Below are 26,868 nucleotides of genomic sequence, written 5' to 3' on the forward strand. Positions count from 1 at the left end.
AAAAACCCCGCTAAGCGGGGTTTTTTTTATGCTTGTACCAAGCGAGGCTCAGGCTCTAACTCAACACCAAATTGGTCATAGACCTTGTGGGCAATATACTCTGCAAACTGCAGTAGCTCACACCGATCGCCACCGCCAAAATGCACAAGCACCAAGGCCTGCCGCGCGTGAACACCGAAAGCCCCCTGCTGAATCCCTTTCAGCCCGCATTGATCAATTAACCACCCCGCTGCCAGTTTGGATTGACCGTTAACCTGCGGAAAATATGGCATGCTAGGGTATGCCTGTAATAAGCGTGATAACTGATCGCTGTTAACTAGCGGGTTTTTAAAGAAGCTACCCGCATTTGCGAGCACCTGAGGGTCCGGCAGTTTTTCCTGACGAATAGCACACACTGCTTGAGCCACCGCCAAGCAATTCGCCGAAGCGGCTACTCGGGCAGCTAAATCTCCATAACCCAGTCTTGGCAGCGGCGTTTTTGATAGCCGAAGCGCCAACTGAGTAATGACGACTTTATCCGCTAGCGATTTTTTGAAGATGCTATCTCGGTAACCAAATTGGCAAGCATCGGCGCTTAACCAACGTACACTACCCGACGCCAACTCTACTACCTGCACCCCTACCAGAACGTCTTTAAGCTCGACACCGTATGCACCAATGTTCTGTACCGGTGCTGCGCCGCAATCACCAGGAATCAGCGCTAAGTTTTCAATACCCCACAGGCCGCGAGCCGCTAGCGTCATGACTAACGAATGCCAATTAACGCCTGCTCCCACATGAGCAACAACAGACTCTCCGCAACTTTCTAACCACCACTGCTGCATAGCAGGCCGAACCGCAATGCCTTTCAGCTTAGCGGGAAGCAGCACATTACTACCACCTCCCAAGAGCGTAATGTGCCACTGCTTAGCAACGGCTTCACGCACCACATGTTGGAGTGCACTTAGCGTTTCAGGGGCAACATACCGCTCCGCCTGACAGGGTAAACGCAGCGTGTTCGCAGAGGTTAAATCGACTGACTGGCAACGACTAAGCAAATCATTATTAGTTCTTTCACAACTCGTGATTTCACAACCTGTCATTTCTTAGCCCGTCATTTCTCAGCTGGGCAATTAGCCCTGTAGAAGCCGCCTCAATTAAATTCAGGACATGTTCAAAGCCCTCATCACCACCGTAATAAGGGTCGGGCACTTCAGCATCAGGCATATCGGCAAAATCTAGCAAGAGCCCCACATGGGCACGACTGGTACTCGGCTGTAGCGCTCGCATTGCCTTGAGGTTGTCGCGATCCATGCCTAGCACATAGTCGAATTCAAGAAAGTCACTGGCGCTTAGCTGACGAGCGCGCAAATGACTAATATCAATACCACGCTGCAAAGCAGTTGCCTGGGCACGGCTGTCTGGCGCTTTTCCAACATGCCAGCTACCCACACCACAAGAGTCAACGTTGATATGACGACTTAAGCCAGCCTCTTCAACAGCGTGCCAAAAGACGCCTTCGGCCGTTGGCGAACGACAAATATTGCCCAAACAGACAAATAGGACGCGCTTCATTCGCTTCCACCTTCACTTTCACTCGCCAGAAGCGCTCTCACCCTGGCTAAGTCTTCCGGCGTATCCACACCAGGAGGATTGATAGTGCTGGCTAGCGCAACTTGAATGGCATAGCCATGCTGTAGCGCACGCAGCTGTTCTAGCTGCTCCAACTGCTCAAGGCTCGACGGCGCCAGCTCACGATAAGCGGCAAGGAAACTGGCACGGTAGGCGTATATACCAATATGACGCAACCACGCATCGGTGGCTAAAAGCGCGGGCTGGACTTTAAATTGCTCTCGATCCCAAGGAATGGGAGCACGAGAAAAGTACAGAGCACGCCCCTGCAAGGAGCGAACAACTTTGACGACGTTAGCGTTAAATAACGTTTCAACATCAGTAATAGGCTCAGCAAGCGTCGCAATGGCCGCTTCTTGATCTTCGGCCAAACGCATCGCCACTTGGTCAATTAAGGCCGGTGGGATAAGCGGCTCATCGCCTTGCACATTCACCACTAAAGTGTCGTCGCTTAGCCCGAGCTGCTCTGCCACTTCGGCCAGTCGGTCGGTACCAGAAGGATGATCCGCGCGAGTCATAACGACATCCGCACCGTAGGGCAACATCGCATCACGTATACGAGGATCGTCAGTGGCTACCACGACACGACTTGCTTGGCTTTGACAGGCTCTTCGCCAGACATGGGCAACCATAGGCTCACCCGCGATATCCAGCAGTGGCTTACCCGGCAAGCGGGACGAGCCAAAACGCGCGGGAACAACGGCAATAAATTCGGTCTTAGCGACTGACATTACACCTCTCCGGTACGACCAGGCGAGATAGGTAGCTTTTCATCGGCATCCATCGCGCGCGCCTCTTCGGGAAGCATCACAGGGATGCCTTCTTGAATAGGATACGCCAAACCGTCGTAGTGGCAGCAAAGTTCCTGGGCTTCACGATTATACTTGAGCTTGCCATTGCAAAGCGGGCAAACCAGCATTGCCAGTAGTTCTTTATCCATCGGTGTATCCCTTTTCAGAAAGCGCTGACAATTTAGCTGCCAGCCAGTGTTCAAACTCTGGCGGAAGCACGGCTTCTACCTCTAACACCCAGCTATCGGGTGGCGCTAACGCTTGGCACTTCACTGCGTCTTTGGCGGTCATTACAACGGGCCGCTGATGACTAAAACGGAAAGTCTGGTCATCAAAACGCTGATGATCTGCTAGCGGACGCATCTCGCCCTCCACCCCTAAACTACGCAGCGTATTAAAAAAACGCTCAGGATGGCCAATACCCGCCACAGCATTCACAGGTAGCGTAAATGGCAGAGGAGTGAGTGGCACACGTTGACCATCCTGCATTCGACGCCAGCTGAGCGGCGCTAGTTGCATCGCCACTCCCTCTATAGGCAGAGGGCGACGCTGCTCACCATTAATAATCACAGCATCAACTTGAGCTAATTTACTGGGTGATTCTCTCAGCGGCCCAGCAGGTAAGCAGCGCCCATTCCCTAGCCCCCTAGCTCCATCAACAACAACCAATTCAATATCACGTCCTAACGCCAGATGCTGTAACCCATCATCACTGACAATAATGTCGCACCCACTATCAACCAGGGCTTGAACGCCTCGTGGACGGCGCGGATCAGCCACGACCGGGCAGCCCGTTTGTTGCGCCAACATTAATGGCTCATCGCCGCTTTGCGCAGGGTCAGTGATTGCGGTTACCCGTAACGGGTAGTGCGATGCTTTACCACCGTAACCACGGGTAATAATACCTGGCGACCACCCCTGCTTCCTCAGCCAGTTGACCAGCCACGCCACTAGCGGCGATTTACCGGTTCCACCAAGGGTGATATTACCCACCACGATAACGGGTACGGATGCTTTAACAGCTAGCTTTTTACCAGCGTGATAGTGAGAGCTACGGCGCGCCACAAGATAACGGTATAAATCACCCAGCGGATACAGCGGCGTTAGCCATCGGCTTCCCTGGTAAGCCGCCTTAAGCCAGCGTTGTTCCAGGCTCATTCACTCTCCTGAAACTGAAGCTGATGCAGCGCCGCATAGGCACCTCCCGCTTCTAACAACGTTTGGTGGGTACCCTGCTCAATAATGCGCCCTTGATCCATCACTAAAATACGGTCAGCCCGTTCGATGGTGGATAGACGGTGGGCAATGACCAGCGTGGTACGCCCTTCACACACATGCTCCAGCGCTTTCTGGATATAGCGCTCAGATTCGGTATCCAGTGCCGATGTCGCTTCGTCCAAGATAAGAATAGGTGCATCTTTAAAAATCGCCCGAGCGATTGCTAAGCGCTGGCGCTGCCCACCGGATAACATCACACCGTTTTCACCCACTACCGTGGCATAGCCCTGAGGCAGTTTTTCAATAAACTCACTGGCGTAAGCCGCCTGAGCGGCCGCTTCAATGGCGGCAGGGTCTGGGTTGGTAACGCCATAGCCGATGTTGTCAGCAATGGTTGCATTAAATAGCGTGACTTGTTGCGATACTAATGCAATTTGCTGACGCAAAGGGCCCAACGCATAATCATCGGCATTTACCCCATCAATCACAATGCGCCCTTCACTAGGACGATAAAAACGCGGCAGCAGGCTGACCAATGTTGATTTACCACTACCAGAGCGCCCAACAATCGCCACTAGCTCACCAGGGGCAACACTAATATTAATATCGTGCAATACATTAGGCTGGTCATCAGCGTAGCGGAAACTGACATTATCAATCACCACGCTGCCTGTAAGCTGACGGGGAATTGTCTTCCCTTCATCCTGCTCAGGGGTCAAATCAAGCAAGCCAAATAGCTCCGAAGCCGCCGCAATGCCTTTTTGAATCTCACTATTCACTTCTGTGAGCTGGCGCACCGGCTTGATCATTAGCGCTGCTGCGGTAATAAAGGCAACAAACTCCCCCGGCGTCATGTTTTCCATAAGCGCAGGCGCCATGGCAAGCCAAACCAGAATAGCCATGGAAATCGCTACCAGCATCAAGATCACTGGTGAACTCACAGCACGCGTCATCGCCTCTTTCATACTCTGACGGCGATTTTCTTCGCTTACCCGTTCAAAACGCTGTTTTTCATACTCTTCAGCACCATGCGTGCGCACGACGCGATAGCCGGAGAGCGCTTCAGAAGCGACATGAGTAACGTCCCCCATGGAGTGCTGAATACGCTTAGAGATACGCCTAAAACGCTTGCTGGCATAGCTCACCACAACAGCAATCACCGGTGTTACGCCCAAAAATAGCAGCGTTAGCATCCAGTTGGTCCAAAACAGATAACCGATCAGCCCGATAACGAACAGACCTTCACGCAGAATAATAGTGACCGCTTTCGTGGCAGCACCTGCGACCTGCTCTACGTGATACGTTACTCGAGATACCAAATGGCCACTGGAATGGTGGTCGAAGAACCGCCCAGGCAAATGTAGCAAATGCGCAAACACATCGCAGCGCAGCGTGTGAATCACATAACGTCCGACATAAGACATAAAGTAGGTGCTTAAAAATGTCCCCAACCCACGCGAAGCGAACATAATCACCACAAACAGTGGGAGCAGTAAACGAAAGGTAGCATCAGGGTTTTGAATGCCATCAATCAGCTGCTTCATCATTTCAGCTAGTGCCGTACTAGAGGCGGCATAAATAATAAAACCGACGATCGCTAACGCGAATGCGCGCCAGTGAGGTTTGACGTAAGTTAATAATCGCTTGTAGAGAACCCAACCTGAATCAGTCACACGCGCTCCCGGCCATAGTGTGCAGTTGCGAGAATTCTACCTTATGGTGACGCGCATCAACACCGCTTACGAACGCCCTGTTGCTTTCGCATGGGAATGATCTGAATTGGCTGAGTCGCTGTGAGGCTAAATTCGAGAGCGCCATCCTGGGCGGTACTCCATAAGCAGCTCTGTTGTTCCCGAAAGCGGCGCACTACCGCGTCGACCGGATGGTTAAAGGGATTATCTTTCCCAGCACTAAAAATGACATGCCGAGGACGACTTACTTGAACGAACTGAACACCCGAACTTGTATTGCTTCCATGATGCCCAGCCACTAACACGCCAATCGGCGTAATAACTTTCGCTAAGATTCTCCTTTCAACGTCCTTACCAACGTCACCGGTAATCAACAAACGCTGCCCACCCGCGCTTATTTGAAGTACACAGGAGCGGTCATTTGAGGAGAGCACGTTCTCCCCTTTTGGGGGCCATAGTATCTGATAGTCAATGCCATCACGTCGCCACTGCTGCCCTTGAACACACTCTGTACTCGCAACAGGCAGAAGCTCTCCACGGGGAACCCACCATTGCGTTACTTGATGGTCTTTTAAAAGCGCACCAATTCCTCCCGCATGGTCGGTATCGGCATGGCTGACAATGACGTGATCGAACGATTGGCCTGGGGGCCAAAGAGTTTGCAGTGGCATAAACCCACTGCGAAAACGAGGTCCTGTGTCGTATAGCAATCGATAGTTGGCGCTACGTAATTCAATCAGTTGGCCTTGCCCGACATCATAAACAATGACACGCAGCTCACCTTGGTTAAACTGTTCGTCCGCAGACCACCACGGAAAGCTTAATAGCAGTAATGTCGCACTAACACGCAACCATCCTGGGACATTGGGAAGCCCCCAACACAGCGACATCAATAACAGTGCACCTACCAGCGGAAACACCAGTATTGACGGTGGCTGCAAAAGCGGTGCCCACTGCACGGCAATGACGAGTAACTGATGAAAAACCTGCAGTGCCTGCTCAAAACACCACCACACAAAAAGCCCTATTCCAGGCAGTGGCGACAGCACCCACCCCAATAGCGCACTGGGCACCATAACGGAGCTTACCCAAGGTACAGCAACAAGATTAATCAGCGGGGCCGCAGGGGCTACTCTTCCAAATGCCAACAGCACTGCAGCCGCCATCAGCGGTGCAATGAGTAGTTGAGAACGCAGTAGCGCCCAGCACCACCCTTTTAGACCCTGTGGGCGGGGGCGGCCTTGCCAAATAATAATCAACCAGCCTACCGCAATAAACGATAGCCACAGACCAGGCCTCCACAGTGCAAGCGGATCAACCACTAACACTATCCCGAGCGCAAGCCACCAAGCTTGCCAAGCTCCTGGCGCATGACGTCCGCTAAGCACCCACAAGCCTAACAGCGTCATGATCATGGCGCGCATGGCAGGAGGTGCTAGTCCGGCTAACATGGCGTAACCCACAGCCGCCACCCCTGCTAACCACCAGGGCCAAGCACGCAGGCGCCAATTGGTGGGCGTTATCAGCCTGGCAGTAAAACGTGCCAACAACAGCACAAATGAAGCGACAAGCCCAACATGCAACCCAGAAATGACCACTAAATGCGTCGTACCCGTTGCATTGAGTAAGGTCCAATCATCTTGGGTCAACTGCTCACTATCTCCCAGCGTCAGCGCCGCAAGCCAGCGCCGGGTTCGCTCTTGCAACGGCTGACTAGCCAGCGTCGCCATTGCTCGCTGACGAAGTGTCGGCGCAGCCCCCGACAGGCGTTCGGGCGTAGGCTCCTGGCGCACATAGCCCGTCGCATGTATGCCTTCACGCCATAACCATTGCTGGTAATCAAACGTATTTGGGTTAGAAAAGCCACTGGGCGGGCGGAGCCGCAGCGTCATCCGCCAGCGCTCACCAACGAGGTAACGCTGGTTGCCATAGGCACTTACTCGCACGCTACGCAGTGCGCTACAACTTGGCAGTCCCTCGGGAGAGCGGCAAGATTCCACTGCCAAGCGCACTCGTGACGACTCCGCTTGCGTTTGAACATTGATTACTCGGGCCTCCAGAGTGACATCCTCTCCACTGAGCCCAGGAGGCAAACGGTGCCCCCACTCCTGCTGCACGCTAATAAAAACCCAGCTTGAAATAACCAGCCAAATTAATAGGCTACGCCGACATACAACCAAGCAAAGCAGCACCACAAGCACGCCTGGCAGCAAAATCTGCAGGCGCGCCTCGGGGCCGCTGATCCACGCCGCTAGCGCCCCCATCAATACTGCCAAGGCAGCCGGTAGTGCAGCGCCTAGTTGCATATCCCCTCCTTGGAACTGGGTCATTCATACCCACGCCATAGCCGAAGCACGCTGCTATATGGATAATAGGATGTACCAATTGAAAGAGTACCTGACATGCCGCGCCGTTTCCTGCAGCGCTACATGCCCAAACCCGACACATTAAGGCGACAGCGCTCACTACGCTTTATTGCGCCGTTAATTGCGGACCCCGGGTTATGGCTTTTAACACGTCGAAGCGTTGCAAACGCATTCAGCGTGGGGCTTTTTTGCGCCATGCTGCCTATACCGTTTCAAATGGTAGTTGCGGCACTGGGAGCAAGATTTAGCCGTTGTAACTTGGCACTTTCAGTAGGATTGGTGTGGATTACCAATCCACTTACCATGCCGGTCATTTTTTATTTTAATTATCGAATTGGCACGTTTCTGTTAGAAGCACCAGTGAGAGAGGCGCCATCGCGTATATCCACGCGCTGGATTGCAGAACAAATGCACGACATCCTGCCACCGCTAATGCTTGGATCGTTAATTTCTGCCTTACTATTAGCCATAATTGCCAATATCGTCATACGGCTAATTTGGCGCTGGCATGTTTCCCATCACTGGAAGCGCCGCCGCCTGAAGAGACGACAGCGCCGGGCTTGTATTGAATCAGAGTTCGACGACTAACCCCCTAGGGTATTAGTCGTTGTTCTGCTCAATTAACCGCCCACTATCCAGCCTTAACACCCGATCCTGATGGGCAGCCAAACTGACATCATGAGTCACAATAACAAACGCGCAGGCACTCTCTTTAGCCAATTCATCCATAAGCGCTAAAATGGTACCTGCCGTGGTTTGATCAAGATTCCCGGTTGGCTCATCCATTAGCACAAGACGGGGATCTGTCACTAATGCACGGGCAATGGCCACCCGCTGACGCTCCCCTCCCGAAAGTTCGCCCGGTTTATGATCTGCTCGCGCCTTCATGCCCACTCGTTCGAGCAACTGCATAGCCCGCTGCTCCGCTGCCTTTTTAGACTGGCCGCGAATAATTAACGGCAGCGCGGCGTTCTCTAGCGCAGTGAACTCAGCTAGCAAGTGATGAAACTGGTAGACAAAGCCGATATAACGGTTCCGAAAACGACCTAGTGCCGCTTCGTTAAGACCGGCTAACGGCTCGCCAGCAATCACTACGCTACCAGCGCTAGGCCGATCAAGCCCTCCTAGCAGGTTTAACAGCGTTGTTTTACCCGAGCCTGAACTCCCTACAATGGCAACACGCTCTCCAGCATGTACCTTAAGCTCAAGCTGATCTAATACGGTAAGATCTTGAGGGCCTTCGCTATATACCCGTGTCAGGCTGTTACATTCCAACATAACTGTGGTTGAGTGCTGGGTACTTGAGGTCATCGTTGCTTCCTTATTCATAACGCAGTACATCGGCAGGCTGAACCCGAGCAGCCCGCCAAGCGGGATAAAGCGTCGAGAGGAAGGTCAGACCAAAGGCAGCGATGACAATATCGCGCACATCACCCCACTGCAGTTGTGAGGGCAAGTCACTTATAAAGTAAACCCCGGCATCCAAGAACTGAATACCGAAAGTTGTTTCAAACCAACTGATCAAATCAGAGACAGTAAGTGCCAGGAGAACACCCACAGTAACGCCAATCGCAATACCTATCAGACCGATGGTGAGCCCTTGCACGATAAAAATCCCCATGATCGAACGTGGGGTGGCACCTATGGTTCGTAAAATGGCAATATCCGCTCGCTTATCGGTCACTACCATCACTAGCGTAGACACTATATTAAACGCGGCAACGGCAATGATGACCGTAAGCAGCAATGCAATCATACGCTTTTCCATCTGTATCGCTTGAAATAGACTGCCATGGGAAGCAGTCCAATCCGTACCGCGGTACCCTGCGCCAAGTTCGTTAACGATCGCTTGCGTTTCACTGCCAGCCACGAACAGGTCATCTAGCTCCAGCCGTAGGCCACCCACCGCGTCGCCCAAGCGCGCTAACGTTTGCATATCTTCAATATTGGCATAGGCCAGATTAGCGTCTAAATCAGCGCCTACACTAAAGATACCGCTAACAGTGAACCGCTTGAGTCTTGGAAAAACCCCTGCGGGTGTAATCGATGCCTCTGGAACAAGTAGCGTGACGCGGTCACCTACCCCAACGCCCAAGCGACGTGCCAGCATAGACCCCAGCACTACGTGCCACTCACCAGGCACCAGATCAGAAAGCTGACCTTGGCGCATATGCTCACCAATAATCGACACCTGATCTTCCCAGTCTGGGTGGATGCCATTCACCATAGCGCCTTGGTTTCTACCACCCGCTGAAAACATACCTTGCTGTTCAACATAAGGCGCTGCACCAATGACTCGCTCCCGCTCAACAAGCTGTTCTGCTAACGCCTGCCACTCAACTAACCCTGCTTGTGATTCAATTTTAGTGTGAGGCACCATTCCCAAAATTCGAGTACGGAGCTCGTGATCAAAACCATTCATCACCGACAGCACAAGAATGAGCACCGCCACGCCAAGCATTAACCCCAGCATTGAAGTTAGCGAAATAAATGAAATAAAGTGGTTCCGGCGTTTAGCGCGCACGTAGCGCAGCCCCACCAGAAAAGGCAAACGATCAAGCATGGCATCATTCCTTAGTAATAAGCGTCCATGGTACGGTTTTTTTAGCATGGGTGCATGTACGAACGCTGCGTTAGAGTAACAAGTCTGCCTACCGTTCCCTCAAGCACGGTAACGCTTGCATGTTGCTAAACAAGCCCCTAAATTGCGCCCATTCTGCTTGTCTTTAGGGCAAGGATTTTTTCGACTATCCAAGAGCATTCGTGACGTTGGCTAACAAGACTTACCGTTTATTGCCCGAGTGGTCCCCCCAAGACGGCTTGCAACTGACTTGGCCCCGCCCAGACGGCGACTGGGCACCGCTGTTATCGCGCATCGAAGCAACACTTGAGCGTATCGTGATTGCCACGACACGCTATCAGCGCGTGTTAATCAGCGTTCCTGATGACACCACTCAGCGTCGCTTGGCTGCGACGTTTGAGGCCTATGGCATTGCCCAACAACAACTGATGCTCATTGTCGCCCCCACGGATGACACTTGGGCCCGAGACCATGGGCCGATCACCGTGGTGGACGAAGCGCAGCAGCCACTCATGTTGGATTACACGTTTACTGGCTGGGGCGGTAAATTTCCTGCCGAGCATGACAATCGCCTCACTCAGTGGCTGGACGATGCAGGAGTGTGGACCTGCCCCATCGCGCCACGCAGCATGGTGCTAGAAGGCGGCGCAATTGAAACCGACGGAGAGGGCACGCTGCTAACCACTGAGGCCTGCTTACTGAACCCCAACCGCAATCCGTCGCTTTCGCGTACGGATGTTGAAGCCCAGTTAGCGGAAGATTTTGGCGTCGATAGAGTCCTATGGTTAGCAAATGGGCATCTTGAAGGTGACGATACTGACAGTCATGTTGATACGCTCGCGCGCTTTTGCAATCCCTCTACCATTGCGTATGTCCGCTGCGACGACCCGACTGATCCTCACTATCCAGCGCTAAACGCAATGGAGCAAGAGCTCATGGCGTTTCGCCAGCGCAACGGCGAGCCCTACCAATTAATTGCCTTGCCGTGGCCACAGGCCTGCTTTGATCCTGAAGATGGTCATCGCCTCCCGGCTACCTACGCGAATTTTTTAATTATCAATAATGCCGTACTGGTGCCCACTTACGGCGATCCCGCCGACCTGGTCGCGCTACAAGCGTTGAGTATTGCCTTTCCAGAACACACCCTGATTCCTATCGAGTGTAATAGCGTCATTCGCCAGCATGGCAGCCTTCACTGCTTAACCATGCAGCTACCGAAAGGCACCCTTGCCCCTGCGCTTAGTCAATCCTAAGGAGCCATCATGTCTAACAGCTTAACCGTCGGTGTTGTTCAACAGCCCGCGTGGCCAGATAAAGCACGTAGTCTTGCTGCCAGCGAAGCAGGCATACGCTCAGTTGCTAGCCAAGGCGCACAATTAGTGTTGCTTCAGGAGCTGCATGCCACGCACTACTTTTGCCAGTACGAAGACCCTGCACTGTTTGATTTGGCTGAACCACTAGACGGCCCTACTGGTCAGCACCTGGCCGAACTAGCCAAGGAGCTGAATATTGTGCTGGTGGGGTCGTTGTTTGAAAAGCGGGCGGCGGGGCTTTACCACAATACAGCCGTCGTTTATGACCGCTCAAAAGGACGTGTAGGACAGTACCGTAAAATGCACATCCCGGATGATCCGGCCTTTTACGAAAAGTTTTACTTTACCCCTGGCGATGTTGACGACGGACGTGGCCAAGGCTTCACGCCTATTGACACCTCTGTTGGGCGGCTAGGTATTCTGGTTTGTTGGGATCAATGGTACCCGGAAGCGGCACGCTTAATGGCACTAAGTGGTGCAGAGCTGCTTCTCTATCCCACGGCCATCGGCTGGGATCCAAGTGATGATGACGCTGAAAAAGCCCGTCAGAAAGATGCTTGGACAATTATACAGCGCTCCCATGGCGTCGCTAACGGGCTGCCCGTGCTAGTCGCTAACCGAGTCGGCTTTGAACCCGACCACTCTGGCGTTGGTAACGGCATTGCGTTTTGGGGAGGAAGTTTTGTATGCGGCCCACAGGGAGAAATGCTAGCGCATGCAGGTGAAGAGACGCAGCAACTAGTCGTCAACATCGATATGGCGCGTAGCGAGAACACTCGGCGTATTTGGCCTTATTTGCGCGACCGCCGCATTGATGCTTACGGTGACTTAACACGCCGCTATCGCGATTGATTACCCACTCGCTAGATAACCCATCTCGACTGATAAAAACATAAGTTGGTTAAAACGTAGGCTGGTAAAAACATAGACGCCTGCTCTCATCGAGAGCAGGCGCAGCGTTCAAAAAAATAACGTGTGGCGATTGGTTTTATTTCCAAAAATCACGAATAGACGCAATTCCCTGAGCGCCAACAGCGCGTGCATGGTTAGCATCAAAACGTGTCATACCACCCAGTGCAAACACCGGCATACCAGCACGTTCCACTAGCTGCTGGAAGTCATGCCACCCCAGTGGCGCCACTTCAGGATGAGAAGGCGTAGTGCGCAACGGCGACAGCGTGACAAAATCACAACCCAAAACCGCCGCCTGAGAAAGTTGCTTTTGATCGTGAGTCGACGCCGAGAGCCATTTATTTTCTGCAATCGGGCGACGCTCAAGGTCCATTAACCGTGCGCTGGTTAAATGAATACCGTCAGCATCAACAGCGTCAAGCAATGCAGGCTCGCCATTCAGCAACAGCTTTGCATCGTACTGACGGCAAAGGCGCAGGGCGCGCTCAGCACGAGCAATGTATGCCGCTTCATCAAGATTTTTTGCCCGCAGCTGTACTAGTCTGACACCGTCTTCACTAAGCGCTCTTTCTAACAAGCTATCGAAACGCTCTTCGTCAGCTTCTTCGCCGGTAATCAGATAATCGGTGGGCAACATCACCGCACGCAAAATAGGCAAGTTAGCGGCAGGGAAAGGATAGTTCACCAACTCTTCCATAGGCACCCAGCGCACAGCCTGCCCCTCGCGGCCAAACGGCTCACCTGCAAACTCTTGGACTTGCCAAACATCTAGCAGAATGTGCTTATCAGGATACTCATGATGAACGCGGATAAGTGGCCGGGCCCGTACAATCTCGACGCCAAGCTCTTCGTGAAGCTCTCGCTTGAGACCTTCCAACCCTGTTTCATAAGGCGCCAGCTTGCCCCCAGGAAACTCCCATAGGCCGCCTTGATCGACATTAGAGGGCCGACGCGCAATCAGCACCCGCTTCTGATCGGCGCTGATCATTGCAGCCGCCGCGACATGAACTCGTCGTTTTACCATTACACTCATTACGTCTTTACCCACTTTTTGCGCGCCGCCTTAACCAAAGACGACGCTATCTCGCTGCATTAGCACGTCACTGCAACTGTTTTTGGCTACTTTTCAGTGCACTTCAGCTACGGTAATCCGCGTTGATAGTCACATAGTCATGAGATAGGTCCGAGGTCCACACAGTGGCACTCTCTTCACCACGGCCCAAATTAATGCGAATGATGATCTCTTCCTGCGCCATGACGGCGCTGCCCGCTGCTTCTGTATAACTGTCGGCACGGCCGCCCTGTTCAACCAAGCGAACGTCACCCAAATCAATCACGACTTGATTAACATCGAATGCCTCAACCGGCGCGCGCCCAACAGCGGCTAAAATACGCCCCCAGTTAGCATCAGAAGCGTAGAGTGCGGTTTTCACCAGCGGCGAGTGAGCAACGGTAAAAGCAACATCCAAGGCTTCCTGCCGAGTGGTCGCTTCATCTACCTGGAGCGTCACAAACTTAGTTGCCCCTTCGCCATCGCGAATAATCGCTTGAGCAAGCTCGGTCATGACGCATTGCAGCGCATTGCGGAAAATGGCCACCTGCTCTTCATTTTCGATGCGAGCGCCGGTACCTGTCGCTGCCAACATGCACGCATCGTTGGTTGATGTATCGCTATCGACAGTGATGCAGTTAAAGGAGTGATCTACCGTTTCACGTAACAAACTCGCTAACAACGGCTGCGCAATCGCCGCATCCGTTACTACAAAGCCCAACATGGTCGCCATATTAGGCTTAATCATGCCTGAACCTTTGGTAATACCGTTGATCGTGACCTGCTGATCGCCAATTGAAACGGTTGCCGTTGCGCCCTTGGCACGGGTATCCGTGGTTAGAATTCCCTCACCCGCTTGCTGCCAAGCAAGGCTAGTATCCGTTAAGGAATTTAGCGCATGGGGTATACCGGCAAGCAGGCGCGTCATGGGCAGAGGTTCGCCAATCACGCCGGTTGAAAAGGGCATGACCTGGCTTTTATCAACACCCATTTGCTCAGCAAGCGCCTCACAGCTGGCATAAGCATCTTGCAAGCCCGATGCGCCAGTACCAGCATTGGCATTGCCAGTATTTACCAACCAGTAGCGAGGCACACGCCCAGCGCTTGCACACGCTTCAAGGTGCGCTTTCGCAACGACTACTGGGGCAGCACAAAACGCATTACGAGTAAAAACCCCAGCTACCGTGGCCGTTTCAGGTAGCTCAATCACCACAACATCACGGCGATCCGGCTTTTTAATACCTGCCATTGCACTACCCAGGCGCACCCCGTTAAGGGGTGGCAATTCCGGAAAAGCAAGATTTCCCACCGCCATGTTTTTCTCCTTTACGCTCAGTTTCGCCACGCGTGATTAACTTAGTTTTCCGCAGCACTGCTTATATTTTTTACCGGACCCACATGAGCACGGATCATTGCGCCCTACTTTTGGTCCTTCACGACGCAGCGGACGACCATCAGCCCCTGGTGCTTCCTGTGAAACATCGTCCTGCTGGGCGTTAGGGTCATCGTGGCGACTTGCTGCTGTCGCACGTTCACGCACTGACTCTTCACGGCGCTTTTGCTCTAACGCATCAACCTCTTCAGGCTGGCGAACCTGAACGTGGCTTAAAATACGCGTAACGTCAGCTTTGATGTTCGTTAGCAGATGCTGGAACAACTCGAAGGACTCTCGCTTGTACTCCTGCTTAGGATTCTTTTGAGCGTAGCCACGCAAATGAATGCCGCGACGCAGGTGATCCATCGACTGAAGATGCTCTTTCCAACGGGTATCCAATACCTGGAGCATTACTTGCTTTTCAAAACGGCGAATCAACGTGGCGCCAGCAGCCTCAATTTTGGCCTGATAAGCCTCGTGGTGCATCGCTTGTAAACGCTCACGCAGTTTCTCTTCACTGAAGCGCTCATCCTCTGCCGCCCACTGCGTAACAGGAGCATCAAGATTGAATTCAGTTTTAAGATGCGCCTCTAGCCCAGGCAAATCCCACTGCTCAGCCAAACTCTGAGGCGGCACGAAACCGCTGATGGCATCTTCCATAACTTCTTCACGAATACCGATAACGGCATCGGAAACCTCATCAGCGGAAAGAATTTCATTACGCTGTTCGTAGATAACTCGGCGCTGATCGTTAGCGACATCATCGTATTCGAGCAACTGCTTGCGGATATCAAAGTTGCGCCCCTCTACTTTTTTCTGGGCGCGCTCTACAGCGTTAGACACCATCTTGTGCTCAATCGCCTCACCGCGTTCTAGCCCAAGAGCCAGCATCAAGCGCTTCACTCGGTCAGAACCAAACAAGCGCATCAAACTGTCTTCTAACGAGAGGAAGAAGCGTGTAGAGCCTGGGTCACCTTGACGTCCCGCACGACCACGCAACTGGTTATCAATACGACGGGACTCATGGCGCTCAGAACCAATCACATGCAAACCACCCGCTTCTAAAACACCGTCATGGCGCTTCTGCCACTCTGCCTTGAGAGCATCAATCTGTTCTTGAGTGGGATTTTGCAGCTTAGCTGCTTCTGCTTCCCAGTTCCCCCCCAAGACGATATCGGTACCACGTCCCGCCATATTCGTTGCAATAGTAATGGCACCAGGGCGACCTGCCTGAGCGATGATTTCCGCTTCGCTTTGGTGCTGTTTAGCATTCAACAAATTAAACGTCAGGCCAGCTTCGCGCATAAGACGAGCTAGGTACTCTGAGGTTTCAATCGACGCCGTACCGACGAGCACGGGGCGCCCTGCCTCGGTTTCGGCCCTCACGTCCTTAATAATCGCTTCGTATTTCTCTTCCGCACTCAGATAAACCAAATCATTCAGATCTTTACGAGCAAGCGGTCGATTCGTTGGAATGACAACCACATCCAGGCCATAAATTTGCCGAAATTCGAACGCTTCGGTATCAGCGGTGCCGGTCATACCTGCGAGCTTTTCATACAAACGGAAATAGTTCTGGAAAGTAGTCGATGCCAGAGTCTGACTCTCTCGCTGAACCGTCACACCCTCTTTCGCTTCAACCGCTTGGTGCAGCCCTTCTGACCAACGGCGTCCTGGCATAGTACGCCCGGTATGCTCATCAACGATGACGACCTGGCCTTCAGACACAATGTAGTCAACGTCTAAATGATAAAGATGCCGTGCGCGCAGCGCGGAGTGCATGTGCTGGAGCAAGTTTAGGTTTTGTGCGGCATACAGCGATTCGCCTTCGCCAAGCAGGCCTTCAGCGCGCATTAGCTCTTCAACTTTGTTATGCCCCTGTTCGGTAAGCTCTACCTGCTTTTGCTTTTCATCAAGCAGGAAATCTCCCGTGACTGGCGCATCACTGTCCTCAGAGGCCTCGCCCTCTTCTAACTGCTGAGCCAGGCGATTTACAATGCCGTATAAATCGGTGTTTTCATCCACGGCTCCAGAGATAATTAACGGCGTACGAGCCTCATCAATTAAAATAGAGTCGACTTCATCGACGATGGCGTAATGCAGACCACGCTGCACTTTATCTTCAAGTGAGAATGCCATGTTGTCGCGCAGGTAGTCGAAACCAAACTCATTGTTAGTGCCGTAAGTGATGTCACACTGATAGGCATGGCGTTTCTCTTCACCCGTTTGACCAGCAAAGATAACGCCTACCGATAGCCCAAGAAACTCATACAAGGGCCGCATCCACTCAGCATCACGGCGAGCAAGGTAGTCGTTAACGGTGACAACATGCACGCCCTTGCTTGGCAGCGCATTTAAATAGACAGCAAGCGTCGCCACCAGGGTTTTACCCTCACCGGTTTTCATTTCCGCAATACGGCCACGGTGCAACGTCATGCCACCGACCATCTGGACGTCAAAGTGGCGCATTTTCATTACCCGCCTACTGGCCTCTCGTACGACGGCAAACGCTTCAGGTAATAAACTATCAACAGACGCGCCTTCTGCTAATTTTTGACGGAGTAGCTCTGTTTTTGCCTGCAACTCAGCGTCACTCACCCCTTCAAGTGCTTGCTCTAAAACGTTAATACTGAGCACACTTTTTTGCATGCGTTTAACGTCGCGATCATTTTTAGAGCCAACGACTTTACGTAACAAATTATTAATCATGAAAGTTCCAAATCTTCACGAGCGCCCCCTTGAGGCACGCCCTTTTATATAAGGCAAATAAGGGTAAATTTAGTAAACGGACAGCTGAGCTGGCGGGCCACGAGGGGTCAGCACATCAATCGCGGCAACCAATCGACGTGGGATATGAAGAAAGTAGCGGGAACAGTGCAAGACAACAGGGTAGATACGCGCTTTTTTTCGTACCCAGCGGCGCAGCGCACAGCGCTTCTTAGCGATCCATTCAGATTGGGCACGCAGCATCGCGGGTACCCAAAAACAGATGATGACGCCGCGTTCACCACTACGAAATGCATCTGAAGGATGTAAACTAGCAGGTAACAAACAGCTCACTAAGAGGCCTGCCAGCCACCAACGCGCTAGGCCATTTCGGCGTTGCCGCCGCGGCGAAGCAGACAAAACATCTGGCGTTGATGACATGCTGTGGACTGGCTCCCGAGCGTGTTAGGCTCTATCAATTAAAAGACAATACAAAACGCTGGTGGCAACCATGAGTGTGGCGCAGCCAACAACGTTCCAGGAATCAAGTTAATGAGTATAAAGGTTAAGCGATCCCGCGCACAGCCCATTACCCAACTGCTGACCAAGTCTGGCAGCGCTGGACAGCTTATGCGACAGTCCCGCTTAATTGATCAGGCTCAGCGTCATTTACGCGCCCACCTTCCTGAAGCAATGCGTGAGCATATTTTCGTCGGTGGCTTTCGAGACGGACGATTGACGTTAATAAGCGGCCAAGCAAGCTGGTTAACGTGGTTACGCTATGAACAGCCGCGATTGCTAACCCTACTGCATCAGTTGCCAGGGTTTGAAAGCGTTACCGGCTTTACCCTAAAAGTGCGGCCCGTTCGGCCAATTGAAAGCCCTAAGCGCTACACCCGCACCCTCTCAGAAAATGCAGGAAAAACGCTAACCGAATGCGCTAAAGACACAGACAACCCCTCACTTAAAAATGCCCTGGAGCGCCTTGCGGCGCATGCACCTAATCATTCAGATGACAAATATTCATAGCCACCTATTGCCAGCGTCAATACGCAAAAAGCACCGCTAAAGCGGTGCTTTTTACTTTTACTATTGCCACATGCCACTCACCCGCCCAACAAGCGTTCAATCTATGCCATGGCAGGTGCCGAGTAAGAGATAGGTGCAACCGCTTTGTCTTCTTCAAAGGTGACGATCTCATAGGCGTCGGGCTGCGCTAATAACTCGCGGCACAACCGATTATTGAGCGCATGACCTGATTTAACACCCTGGAACTCGCCAATCAAACTGTGGCCAAGTTGGTACAAATCTCCAATAGCATCCAACACTTTATGCTTGACGAACTCATCGTCATAGCGCAATCCACCTTCGTTAACGATGCGGTAATCATCGACAACAATGGCATTATCTAAGCTACCGCCAAGCGCAAGATTATTGGAACGCAAAAATTCCAAATCGCGCATAAACCCAAAGGTACGTGCACGAGAAACCTCTTTCACAAACGACGTTGTTGAAAAATCGATTAACGCGGTTTGTTTTTGTTGCTCGAATACAGGGTGATTAAAGTCGATTGAAAAGGAGACTTTAAACCCTTGATGAGGCAAAAAGACGGCTTCTTTATCGCCATCACTAACGGCAACACGGCGCTTAATTCGGATAAATTGCTTAGGTGCATCTTGCTCTAAAATGCCCGCTGACTGAATTAAGAACACAAAAGGACTGGCGCTGCCGTCCATGATAGGCACTTCAGGTGCACTTACATCGACATAGGCATTATCAATGCCCAATCCAGCAAATGCCGACATCAAATGTTCGACCGTCGCGACTTTCACACCGCTGTAAGAAAGCGCGGTACATAATGTGGTGTCTTCCACCAATTCGGCACGAGCCGGCACGTGAACCACAGGCTCCAGGTCGGTCCGGATAAACACAATTCCGGTATTAGCTGGCGCCGGGCGCAAAGCCAAGTGGACTTTTTTGCCAGAGTGCAGACCCACTCCGGTGGCGCGAATGACGTTTTGTAATGTGCGTTGTCTGATCATGGGCAGTGGTCGAACTCTAATGACGGCGGTCACCGGCAAAAGTGCCGACAAGTACCGCTAGGGGAAAGAAAGTTAAGAAACAGTGTTCACTTTAACAGCAAACGAGCGTTTTAACCAATAAAACTCTCGTTTGCTATTTCAATGACCCCGATAGCGTCAGTTAATCTGCCTGACGGCGCAAGAATGCGGGAATGTCCAAATAGTCATCTGCATCAGGGGCGCGACGCTTCTCGGCACGAGGTTTCGCAGCGGGCTCAGGCGCTTCTTTACGCGCCGTTGCCTGCTGACGCATGACAGTTGGCTGTTGCAACTTGCGATAATCTGAGGACGCTTCGGCAGCAGATCGACGCACTGGCTCACGTGAGGCAACTTTGCCTTTGTTACCATCCAGCCCAGCAGCCACCACGGTCACACGTAGCTCATCGGACATTTCCATGTCGATAGAGGTACCCACCACAATGGTTGCTTCCTGAGAAGCAAACTCTTGAACTGTAGCGCCTACGTCATTGAACTCACCGATCGACAAATCGGGACCGGCAGTAATGTTAACCAAAATACCGCGGGCACCGTGCAGATCAATGTCTTCAAGCAGCGGGCTACGAATGGCTTTTTCAGCCGCTTCGCGAGCTCGATTCTCGCCCGTTGCCCCACCGGTGCCCATCATCGCCATGCCCATTTCGGACATAACGGTGCGTACATCAGCAAAGTCGACGTTAATAATGCCTGGGCTGGTAATCAACTCTGCGATACCTTGAACGGCTCCCAACAACACATCATTAGCAGCGCTGAAGGCGGTTAGCAGCGTGGCGTTCTTGCCTAGCACAGAAAGCAGTTTTTCGTTTGGAATAGTGATCAACGAATCAACGTGCTCAGAAAGCTCTTTCATACCTTCTTCAGCGGCGCGCATGCGCTTCGGCCCTTCAAACGGGAAGGGGCGAGTTACCACGGCAACCGTCAAAATACCTAACTCTTTGGCGACCTGAGCAACGACAGGCGCACCTCCGGTACCTGTACCACCACCCATGCCAGCTGTGATGAATACCATATCGGCACCGGTTAATAACTCAGCGATGCGATCACGGTCTTCCATGGCGGCTTGGCGGCCGACTTCAGGATTAGCACCGGCCCCAAGCCCCTTGGTAATTTCACCACCAAGCTGCAAGACTGTTTTTGCAGACACCCGCTTAAGCGCTTGAGCGTCGGTGTTAGCGCAGATAAACTCAACGCCTTCGATATTACTTTCGACCATGTGGTTGACAGCGTTGCCACCGCCACCGCCAACACCGACCACTTTGATGACCGCACTGCTCGAGGGTGCGTTATCTACCAATTCGAACATAAGCCCCGTCTCCTGAACCGCGCTTGCGGCCCTGTCAGAAATTTCCTTTGAACCAGCCTTTAATTCTTACCAGCGCCGATTGACCTTCCTTGATATCACGCCGGACGACTTCGTTGCGCCCTTTATGTGCAGCAACGACTTCACCGTGGCTTTCTAGGCCTTGCCCATGTCGCGCTTCTTGCAATGCATAATGCAGTAAACCCACACCTGTTGCATAAATAGGATTGCGAACCACATCAGCCAACCCTTTGACATTTTGCGGACAAGCAATACGAACAGGCATATGAAAAATCTCTTCTGCCAATTCGCTAACCCCTTCCATACGCGAGGTGCCACCAGTGAGCACCACACCAGCAGCCACCATATCCTCATAGCCACTACGGCGTAATTCGTCTCTCACCAACGTAAATAGTTCCTCGTAACGCGGCTCAACCACTTCAGCAAGTGCCTGTCGCGACAAATCACGAGCCGGACGATCTCCTACGCTGGGAACTTTAATCATTTCATCGCTTGCCGCTAACTGTGTCAGTGCGCAAGCGTATTTAACTTTAATCTCTTCGGCATGCTGCGTTGGCGTGCGCAATGCCATCGCTATGTCATTAGTGACTTGGTCGCCCGCTATCGGTATAACGGCAGTATGGCGAATGGCACCTTCACTGAAAATGGCCATATCAGTGGTCCCCCCACCAATATCCACCATGCAAACGCCTAATTCTCGCTCGTCTTCGGTAAGCACCGCCATACTAGAAGCTAGCTGTTCAAGAATGATTGCGTCAACGTCCAGACCACATCGCCGAACACATTTCTCAATATTTTGAACGGCATTCAATGCCGCTGTCACAAGGTGAACCTGCGCCTCTAAACGAACGCCTGACATTCCTAAAGGCTCACGGATACCACCTTGAGCATCGATTGAGAACTCTTGGGGCAATACATGTAATACACGCTGCCCTTCCGAGACTGCACGTGCGCGGGCTGAGTCAATAACGCGCTCGATATCGGATGGTGTGACTTCCCTTTCTTTAATAGCAACCACACCATCTGAGTTCATTGAACTGATATGGCTACCAGCAACGCCGACATAGACAGAATGAATATCACAGCCAGCCATTAACTCCGCTTCTTCAACAGCGCGCTGAATAGATTGCACTGTTGATTCGATATTAATGACCACACCACGCTTCATGCCGCGTGATGGATGAGAGCCGATACCCGCTATCTCAATCCCGCCGTCATCGGTGGGTTGACCGACTATCGCGACGACTTTGGACGTTCCAATGTCCAGCCCGACAACCATATTGGATGCGTTGGGTGAGCCTGCCATGAGTCGGATAATCTCCTAGAAAAATTTTAAAAGAAACTTGTTCGTCGTAACTGCGCCAAGATTGTTAAAACGGCGATACAAAATCACGCGGAATAACATTGACGCCTACCGTAATATCAAGCCAAATGCTGATCATGATTAAATAAAAAAGCCCATAAAAAAGCATCAGCTATAACATAGTATAGAAACAATACTGACAATACGACTAGCGCACGCCTACGATAATCGCCTTTGTGTGCGATTTAAACCCTATTCATGGCTTTTCGCTGTTGGCAACCACTTACATTTACCTACTTTTTGCACATTGTAAGTCGCTTATTACTCATCTTCTTCTGAAAAGTCACTTTCTCCGTGCCAGGCAACTGCAACACCATTAGGGTAACGCAAATCGATATAGCGAATATGCTCACCAACCTGAGCAAGCTCACGCTGCCATGATGCCGACAAACGAGCTAGTCGGATTTCATGCTGACGTCTTCCTAACATTACCCAGGCACCATTACTTAACTGGAGCCGCCATGCACCACGGGGCTCTAAGCGTAATTGAGAAAGTGACAACGATAATCCCTGGAAATGAGGTGTTAAGCGGCGATAATAGGTAAGCACCTCTTCGCCACTTCCCGTCGGCCCAGCCAAATCAGGAAGCCCTTGAGGCACACCTAGTGGCGCAAACGCAAACGACTCACCTTTGGGATTAAGTAGAAAATCATCGTTCCAGCGGGCCACTGGCGTTTGCTCTACCAGCTCAAATACAAGTGCATTTGGCCACTCTCTGGAAATTCTAACTTCATCCAGCCAGCCAATTTTCAACGCACGCCTACGCAGCTCACCTAAATCTGCCGAGAGCCAAGTTGCCTCTTGAACGAGCGGCGCTAGCTGAGTACGGAGGTAATCAGCACTCACATATTCCCACTCGCCACGAATAGACACACGCTCAATAGGCTTATCTAACCATAGCCATAAAGCACGCCCACCGGCACCTAGTAACAATGCCAGCAATATGAGGCCTAACCACGCATTACGCTTCTTCATGAGCAGCTGCGTTGAACCGCAGTATTCAATATACGCAACACCAACTGATCAAACTCTATACCCGCATGCGCCGCCGCTTGAGGCACTAAGCTATGATCCGTCATTCCTGGCACTGTATTAACTTCAATCAGCCAAAACTTGCCCATCGCATCGCGCATCACATCTACACGCCCCCAGCCTTCGCCACCTACAGCATCAAATGCTTTCTTGCATAGTTCTGCCAAGGCCTGCTCATCACCAGATGCTAAGCCACTGGGCAGGTGATACTGAGTAGTATTAGCAATGTATTTCGCTTCATAATCATAAAAACCGCCTGGGACTTCGACACGAATTGCCGGCAACACGTCATTACCAAGCAGAGCAACGGTATACTCCTCACCTACAACGAACCGCTCAGCCATGACACGGGCGTCATAGCTCGCCGCCTCATGATAGGCAGCCTCTAGTGCCTCCTGGCTTTTAACGATACTAATCCCCAGCGTGGAACCTTCGTGAACAGGCTTTACCATCATTGGTAAACCTAATTGCGACACCACCATAGACCAATCAGATGTCTCGCTGAGCATGATGCTTTGAGGGGTGGGTAAGCCTACGGCTTGCCAAACCTGCTTCGTACGCTGTTTATCCATTGCTAACGCTGACGCCAGCACCCCACTGCCGGTGTAAGGCAACCCTAAAAGCTCTAGCGCTCCCTGCAGCGTACCATCTTCGCCACCACGACCATGAAGAGCCACAAAAATAGCCGTTGGGGCAAGGCGTTCTAGCCCTACCAAACCCTCTTCTTTTGGATCGTAGCCAATGGCATCGACACCTTGACGCTTTAGCGCGTCAAGCACAGCCGCACCGCTTTTAAGCGACACTTCGCGCTCTGCTGAAGTACCACCATAAACAACAACAACGCGTGCCAAGGGGTCATTCAATGACATTGCTGTACTCATAGCTCTACCTTATCTAGCGATAATTTGGCATGCGCGAAACGTAGCGAAATACCGCCCACATCACCAGCGCCTTGAGTAATAAAAATATCCCCAGGACGCAGCAGCTTGCTCAACAGTGCAGGTAGCTCCTGCTTATGCTCAACGAACAATGGATCGACTTCTCCTCGCTGACGAATAGACCCAGCAAGGGTGCGACCCTCCGCGCCTGGAATCACGGCTTCCCCAGCGCTATAAACATCCAATAGAACGAGCGTATCTACTTGAGAAAGCACACGAACGAAATCTTCATAAAGATCGCGGGTGCGGCTGTAGCGATGCGGCTGGTACAACATGACCAATCGACGTTCCGGCCAACCTGCACGAACCGCCTGGATAACCATGTCAACTTCGCGGGGGTGGTGTCCGTAATCATCTACTAACATGATATCGCCATCAGCATTGGGGGCGCTGAAATGGCCATGCACTTGAAAGCGGCGCCCTACACCGGCAAAACTTGCCAACCCACGAAGAATAGCAGCGTCACTTACTCCAGCATCCGTTGCTACAACAATCGCCGCCATCGCGTTTAACGCATTGTGGCGACCTGGCATTGCTAGCCGAATAGCCAATGGAGCAGCTTCCCCAGGACGCACTGCGGTGAACGAGACTTCACCGCCTTGCTGAGTAAAGTCCACAATGCGGTAGTCAGCATCTTCATCGAAACCGTAGGTGACAAACTGGCGCTTCACCTGATCACGCATCGACCGAATATTAGCGTCATCAATACACAGCACTGCCAGCCCGTAAAACGGCAAATTATGAAGAAACTCGATGAATGTGCTTTTTAAGCGCTCAAAATCGCCACCATAGGTCGCCATATGGTCTGCATCTATGTTCGTCACAATAGAGACCATTGGCTGAAGATGAAGAAACGACGCATCCGATTCATCAGCCTCAGCGACTAGATAATCCCCCTCACCCAACCGAGCGTTAGCGCCAGCACTGGTGAGTTTTCCACCAATCACAAAGGTGGGGTCCAACCCGCCTTCCGCCAGCAGCGTTGCCGTCAAACTGGTTGTGGTCGTCTTTCCATGGGTTCCCGCGACAGCGATGCCATGGCGAAAGCGCATTAGTTCGGCCAGCATTTCAGCACGCCTAACCACGGGCACACGATGCTCATGAGCCCAACGGATTTCAGGATTTGTTGCATCAATGGCGCTGGAGACAACCACGACGTCAGCGCCTACTACATTCTCTTCAGCATGACCGATAGCAACGTTAACGCCACACTGTCGAAGGCGCTCAACAACAGTCGATGCCTTCATATCGCTACCGCTGACGCTGTAACCCTGATTTGCGAGCACTTCAGCGATTCCACACATACCTGCGCCACCGATGCCAACAAAGTGCAAGCGCTTAATACGGCGCATACCAGGGCCGCTTGGACGGACACCTGAGTGCAACGCATTATTAATAGAGTTGGTCACGCAGTCTCTCCTTGTTTAACCAGCGCTAAACATCCCTTTGTAAGACGCTCAGTCGCCTCTAAGTAGGCCGCCTGGCGGGCTTTAGAAGCCATATCTGACAAAACGCTCGGGACTAATAGCTCATCTAAATAGTGTGTTAATCGCTCGGGGGTAAGCTCAGACTGTGTGACACAAAGTGCCGCCCCGGCCTTTACTAAAACGTCAGCATTGACCCGCTGATGATCATCAACAGCAAATGGAAACGGCACTAGCAAGGCGGGCTTTGCAGCTGCGGCAAGCTCTGCCACTGTTAGCGCTCCGGCACGGCAAACGACTAAATCTGCCCACTCATACGCAGCCGCCATATCGTCAATAAAAGGAGTAACATCTGCCACAATTCCATGCTCGACGTAGGCGCTTGCCGTCACCACATCTCGGTCTTTGCCCGCTTGATGGCGAACATCAGGGCGTCGCTCTGGAGGCAAGCCCGCCAACCCGGGCGGTAAACGTTCATTCAATGCGACCGCCCCTAGCGAGCCACCAACAACTAATAACCGCAGCGGGCGAACGGCCAGCTCAGAAGCACTCCTTGGGTGCTCACCCAGTGCAGCAATATCTTCTCGCACCGGGTTGCCAATCACTTCTGCCTTGTCACCAAAAGCCTCGACAAACGCCGCGTAAGTGCGTGTCGCCAATTTCGAGAGCACTTTATTGGTCAGCCCAGCAATAGCATTTTGTTCATGTATCACTAATGGCACTCTGGAAAGCCACGCCGCCAGCCCACCAGGGCCACTGGCAAACCCACCTAACCCAACCACCACATCAGGATTGAAGCGGCGAATTACCTTTCGCGCTTGCAGTACGGCTTGGGAAAGGTTCAGCGGTGCCTTCAGCCAGCCAGTGATTCCGTTGCCACGCAGACCGCTTATGTCGATGGTATGAAGCGTAATACCTGCTTCTGGTACTAGGCGATTTTCGATCCCTCTTGGGCTTCCCAGCCACTCAACGTCGACATTGTGGGCTTTGAGCGAACGTGCTAATGAAAGCGCCGGAATAACATGACCTCCGGTACCTCCCGCCATAATTAAAATGCGTCGACGTGCGTTCGTCGTCACAAACAACTCCTTGAGTAG

The 26,868-nt window shown here is 52.2% G+C and carries 24 protein-coding genes; 4 read left to right on the forward strand and 20 right to left on the reverse strand.

From position 1 onward, the window contains the following. Positions 1-26 precede the first annotated feature (26 nt). From murB to NDQ72_12235, 7 genes are read right to left on the reverse strand one after another with little or no spacing between them, the layout of a single operon-like run. Positions 27-1,082 carry a UDP-N-acetylmuramate dehydrogenase gene (murB, locus tag NDQ72_12205; GenBank protein WKD26832.1) on the reverse strand — a complete coding sequence of 352 codons (1,056 nt, stop codon included), beginning with the start codon at positions 1,080-1,082 and terminating at the stop codon, positions 27-29. Then, on the reverse strand, positions 1,069-1,554 hold the full coding sequence (locus NDQ72_12210; GenBank protein WKD26833.1) for a low molecular weight phosphotyrosine protein phosphatase: 486 nt from the start codon (positions 1,552-1,554) through the stop codon (positions 1,069-1,071). The genes murB and NDQ72_12210 overlap by 14 nt, the downstream gene beginning before the upstream one ends. After that, positions 1,551-2,342, reverse strand: a complete 792-nt coding sequence (gene kdsB / locus NDQ72_12215) for a 3-deoxy-manno-octulosonate cytidylyltransferase (GenBank protein ID WKD26834.1) — start codon at positions 2,340-2,342, stop codon at positions 1,551-1,553. The genes NDQ72_12210 and kdsB overlap by 4 nt, the downstream gene beginning before the upstream one ends. Next, positions 2,342-2,551 carry a Trm112 family protein gene (locus NDQ72_12220; GenBank protein WKD26835.1) on the reverse strand — a complete coding sequence of 70 codons (210 nt, stop codon included), beginning with the start codon at positions 2,549-2,551 and terminating at the stop codon, positions 2,342-2,344. The genes kdsB and NDQ72_12220 overlap by 1 nt, the downstream gene beginning before the upstream one ends. Beyond that, positions 2,544-3,560 carry a tetraacyldisaccharide 4'-kinase gene (gene lpxK / locus NDQ72_12225; protein ID WKD26836.1) on the reverse strand — a complete coding sequence of 339 codons (1,017 nt, stop codon included), beginning with the start codon at positions 3,558-3,560 and terminating at the stop codon, positions 2,544-2,546. Before lpxK ends, NDQ72_12220 begins: the two co-directional genes overlap by 8 nt. Then, complete coding sequence (gene msbA, locus NDQ72_12230; GenBank protein WKD26837.1) at positions 3,557-5,293, reverse strand: lipid A export permease/ATP-binding protein MsbA; 1,737 nt, start codon at positions 5,291-5,293, stop codon at positions 3,557-3,559. The genes lpxK and msbA overlap by 4 nt, the downstream gene beginning before the upstream one ends. Before the next feature lie 56 nt (positions 5,294-5,349). Further along, on the reverse strand, positions 5,350-7,617 hold the full coding sequence (locus NDQ72_12235; protein WKD26838.1) for a DNA internalization-related competence protein ComEC/Rec2: 2,268 nt from the start codon (positions 7,615-7,617) through the stop codon (positions 5,350-5,352). Between the two features lie 96 nt (positions 7,618-7,713). On the opposite strand from NDQ72_12235, the gene NDQ72_12240 reads away from it, so the two are divergent. Beyond that, entirely contained in the window at positions 7,714-8,265 is a 552-nt protein-coding gene (locus NDQ72_12240) for a DUF2062 domain-containing protein (protein ID WKD26839.1), read from the forward strand. 12 nt (positions 8,266-8,277) lie between these two features. Here the strand turns inward: NDQ72_12240 and NDQ72_12245 are convergent, their stop codons facing one another. Both NDQ72_12245 and NDQ72_12250 read right to left on the reverse strand, forming a co-directional pair. After that, the gene (locus NDQ72_12245) at positions 8,278-8,988 is read right to left on the reverse strand and encodes an ATP-binding cassette domain-containing protein (GenBank protein ID WKD26840.1); all 711 of its coding nucleotides are present in this window, start codon (positions 8,986-8,988) and stop codon (positions 8,278-8,280) included. A gap of 10 nt (positions 8,989-8,998) precedes the next feature. Further along, positions 8,999-10,240: a lipoprotein-releasing ABC transporter permease subunit gene (locus NDQ72_12250; protein ID WKD26841.1), complete on the reverse strand. Its 1,242-nt coding sequence runs from the start codon at positions 10,238-10,240 to the stop codon at positions 8,999-9,001. 200 nt (positions 10,241-10,440) lie between these two features. On the opposite strand from NDQ72_12250, the gene NDQ72_12255 reads away from it, so the two are divergent. Together NDQ72_12255 and NDQ72_12260 are read left to right on the forward strand one after the other, a co-directional pair. After that, a complete protein-coding gene (locus NDQ72_12255) occupies positions 10,441-11,511 on the forward strand; it encodes an agmatine deiminase family protein (GenBank protein ID WKD26842.1) in 1,071 nt (356 codons plus the stop codon). A gap of 9 nt (positions 11,512-11,520) precedes the next feature. Then, on the forward strand, positions 11,521-12,423 hold the full coding sequence (locus NDQ72_12260; GenBank protein ID WKD26843.1) for a carbon-nitrogen hydrolase: 903 nt from the start codon (positions 11,521-11,523) through the stop codon (positions 12,421-12,423). Positions 12,424-12,559: 136 nt separating this feature from the next. Here NDQ72_12260 and NDQ72_12265 read toward each other — a convergent pair whose 3' ends face one another. From NDQ72_12265 to NDQ72_12280, 4 genes are all read right to left on the reverse strand, one after another. Continuing rightward, positions 12,560-13,507 (reverse strand): Nudix family hydrolase, encoded by a 948-nt coding sequence (locus tag NDQ72_12265; GenBank protein ID WKD26844.1) that lies wholly within the window; start codon positions 13,505-13,507, stop codon positions 12,560-12,562. Between the two features lie 112 nt (positions 13,508-13,619). After that, on the reverse strand, positions 13,620-14,849 hold the full coding sequence (argJ, locus tag NDQ72_12270) for a bifunctional glutamate N-acetyltransferase/amino-acid acetyltransferase ArgJ (GenBank protein ID WKD26845.1): 1,230 nt from the start codon (positions 14,847-14,849) through the stop codon (positions 13,620-13,622). Between the two features lie 36 nt (positions 14,850-14,885). Continuing rightward, positions 14,886-17,618, reverse strand: coding sequence for a preprotein translocase subunit SecA (gene secA / locus NDQ72_12275; protein ID WKD26846.1), 2,733 nt, complete (start codon positions 17,616-17,618; stop codon positions 14,886-14,888). 69 nt (positions 17,619-17,687) lie between these two features. Further along, complete coding sequence (locus tag NDQ72_12280) at positions 17,688-18,056, reverse strand: hypothetical protein (GenBank protein WKD26847.1); 369 nt, start codon at positions 18,054-18,056, stop codon at positions 17,688-17,690. A gap of 111 nt (positions 18,057-18,167) precedes the next feature. Between NDQ72_12280 and NDQ72_12285 the strand changes: the two genes are divergently transcribed. Then, entirely contained in the window at positions 18,168-18,644 is a 477-nt protein-coding gene (locus tag NDQ72_12285) for a DciA family protein (protein ID WKD26848.1), read from the forward strand. 101 nt (positions 18,645-18,745) lie between these two features. Here NDQ72_12285 and lpxC read toward each other — a convergent pair whose 3' ends face one another. The 7 genes from lpxC to murG form a co-directional block, all read right to left on the reverse strand. Then, a complete protein-coding gene (lpxC, locus tag NDQ72_12290; protein WKD26849.1) occupies positions 18,746-19,657 on the reverse strand; it encodes a UDP-3-O-acyl-N-acetylglucosamine deacetylase in 912 nt (303 codons plus the stop codon). A gap of 160 nt (positions 19,658-19,817) precedes the next feature. Next, on the reverse strand, positions 19,818-20,996 hold the full coding sequence (gene ftsZ, locus NDQ72_12295) for a cell division protein FtsZ (GenBank protein ID WKD26850.1): 1,179 nt from the start codon (positions 20,994-20,996) through the stop codon (positions 19,818-19,820). 34 nt (positions 20,997-21,030) lie between these two features. Continuing rightward, a complete protein-coding gene (gene ftsA, locus NDQ72_12300) occupies positions 21,031-22,320 on the reverse strand; it encodes a cell division protein FtsA (GenBank protein ID WKD26851.1) in 1,290 nt (429 codons plus the stop codon). A 318-nt stretch (positions 22,321-22,638) separates the two neighbouring features. After that, entirely contained in the window at positions 22,639-23,352 is a 714-nt protein-coding gene (locus NDQ72_12305) for a cell division protein FtsQ/DivIB (GenBank protein ID WKD26852.1), read from the reverse strand. Continuing rightward, complete coding sequence (locus NDQ72_12310) at positions 23,349-24,290, reverse strand: D-alanine--D-alanine ligase (protein WKD26853.1); 942 nt, start codon at positions 24,288-24,290, stop codon at positions 23,349-23,351. The genes NDQ72_12305 and NDQ72_12310 overlap by 4 nt, the downstream gene beginning before the upstream one ends. Next, entirely contained in the window at positions 24,287-25,699 is a 1,413-nt protein-coding gene (gene murC, locus NDQ72_12315; protein WKD30390.1) for a UDP-N-acetylmuramate--L-alanine ligase, read from the reverse strand. The genes NDQ72_12310 and murC overlap by 4 nt, the downstream gene beginning before the upstream one ends. 53 nt (positions 25,700-25,752) lie before the next feature. Beyond that, positions 25,753-26,850 carry an undecaprenyldiphospho-muramoylpentapeptide beta-N-acetylglucosaminyltransferase gene (gene murG / locus NDQ72_12320; GenBank protein ID WKD26854.1) on the reverse strand — a complete coding sequence of 366 codons (1,098 nt, stop codon included), beginning with the start codon at positions 26,848-26,850 and terminating at the stop codon, positions 25,753-25,755. Positions 26,851-26,868 lie beyond the last annotated feature (18 nt).

The sequence above is a fragment of the Halomonas sp. KG2 genome, assembly GCA_030440445.1.
Classification (GTDB): Bacteria; Pseudomonadota; Gammaproteobacteria; order Pseudomonadales; family Halomonadaceae; genus Vreelandella.